Origin of the sequence: Agromyces salentinus (genome assembly GCF_009749395.1) — a bacterium.
GTDB classification, from domain to species: Bacteria; Actinomycetota; Actinomycetes; order Actinomycetales; family Microbacteriaceae; genus Agromyces; species Agromyces salentinus.
Genome location: NZ_WBIR01000037.1, coordinates 1 through 1,937, shown reverse-complemented (window position 1 = coordinate 1,937; position 1,937 = coordinate 1). Strand labels below are relative to the sequence as shown.

2 protein-coding genes are annotated in these 1,937 nt (G+C 65.3%); one reads left to right on the top strand and one right to left on the bottom strand.

All coding sequences use genetic code 11. From position 1 onward, the window contains the following. Positions 1–327 precede the first annotated feature (327 nt). The gene (locus GQQ95_RS19245; RefSeq protein WP_157429222.1) at positions 328–1,086 is read left to right on the top strand and encodes a CPBP family intramembrane glutamic endopeptidase; all 759 of its coding nucleotides are present in this window, start codon (positions 328–330) and stop codon (positions 1,084–1,086) included. A 77-nt stretch (positions 1,087–1,163) separates the two neighbouring features. Here GQQ95_RS19245 and GQQ95_RS19240 read toward each other — a convergent pair. Further along, positions 1,164–1,937, bottom strand: a 774-nt coding sequence (locus GQQ95_RS19240; protein ID WP_157429221.1) for a CPBP family intramembrane glutamic endopeptidase, incomplete at its 5' end; no start/stop codon positions are given.

The following is a 1,937-nucleotide window of genomic DNA, read 5'->3' as shown; positions in this document are numbered from 1 at the left end:
TCGGTCAAGGGCATCAAGAACAAGTTCTTCGGTGACTCGCTCTTCCTCGCCGAGATCCACGGCCCGGGCCGGATCTGGTTGCAGTCGATGTCGCCCGCGAAGCTCGCCGCGGCTATCGAACCGTACCTGCCCGACCGCTCGTCGAATTCCGGCAGCAGCTCCTGACCGACCATGCCGGCCGTGGGTCGCGGAGGATCAGCGATGATGCAGCGAGCCTTGTCGTCCGCGGGCCGGGTCTCTTCGCACCATTCATCCCGGGCAACGCCACGGAATCTTCTTATGGGCCAACGCCACGGAATGGAGGGGTCGTCCGGGTAGAGTTCGGCCATGACTGATGATCGCTCACTTCGGATTGCGCCTCGTGTCTGGCTCGGTGTCCTGGCCTACCTGCTCTACCTTGCCGTGTTCTATGGCGTGTGGATCATCAACGGCATCGACTACAACAAGATCGGCGACAGCGAAGACACCCTCTGGAAGTGGTACGTCGCGCCCCTGCTCGCGGGCACGGTCGTCATCGTCATCGTGGTCTCGATCTACGGATGGTGGCGCCCTTCGCTGTTCGAAACGAAGAAGCGTCTCCCCGCCTGGGTGTGGATCTTCCCGGGCCTGCTCGCCGTGCTCGCCCTGATCGGCCTGTTCGTCGGGGACACGTCCGGGGTCACCCCGACGATGTGGGTCCTGCTCGTGGTCGGCAGCGTCCTGGTCGGCTTCAACGAGGAACTCGTCACCCGGGGACAGTTGATCGTCGCGCTGCGGAGCCGGTTCGGGGAACTCGGGGTGTGGTTCTTCAGCACGCTGCTGTTCGCGCTGCTGCACCTGCCGAACACGCTGTTCGGCACGGGCGTGTTCGGGCTCACGCAGGTCGGCACCACGTTCCTGCTCGGCACCGTGTTCTACCTGCTCCGCCGCGTCAGCGGGACCCTGATCATCGCGATGCTGCTGCACGGCTTGTGGGACTTCTCCACGTTCGCCGCCCCGTCAGGGCTGACCGGGATCGCAGGCGTCATCGTCGGCGGCGTAGCGGTGATCGTCGCGATCATCCTGATCCGCAAGGAAACCCGCAACACCGACAAGGTCACCGCTTAACCGGCTCGACGACCGCACGCAGTCGGCCCGTCGGGTTGCTCATGCCGTGCTGCGTGAGTCGGTTCGCCCGGGATGGTTCAGGCCGGTGCGGGTGTGGCGTGCTGTTCGCGTCGAGTCCGGAGATCCTGCCGGATGCAACTGATGAGCAGGACGATCGCGAGCACCCAGAGCACGCTCTCGATCGCGGTATTCGCCGGTGACGTCGAGATCTCACTGCCGGTCTTGTCGGCGAGGTCGTTGTTCGCCAGGTACAACGTGAAATCCGAGAACGCGTGAAGGACCATCGGGACCCACAGCCTGCCGGTGGCCCGGAACGCACCATAGAGAATCGCACCGTCGAGCGCGGTCACCCCGACCTGGAAGACGATGAAGCCGCCGTCGAGGCCGTTCATCACGCTTCCCAGGGAATGCCCGAGCCCGAACAACAGCGACGTCACCACGAGGGCGAGCGTCTCCCCGTGGTGGGATCGGAGACTGGCCCGCAGAATGCCGCGGAAGTAGAGCTCCTCACCGATCCCGACCAGCGCGGTCCCGGCAGCGACCACCAAGACGGCGCCGACATCCCACCCGGCCCACGGCACCAGCGTGAGCAGGATGATGGACTGCGCCAGCAGCAGCACCGGGAACGCGAGCATCCACCACCGCCGCGGCCGGGTCTCGAACGACGCCGGCGTACGCCACACATACCGCGACCACCCCGAGAACCGGACGAACACGATGCCTGCGGCGATGAGGAGAATCAGCGGCGGGAAATGACCTAACGCGAAATCGGCAAGGTCCGAGTCGGTTGAGAACCATGCCGTGAGGAGATTCGCGGCACCGCCCGCGACCAACACGTACACGAGGACCGC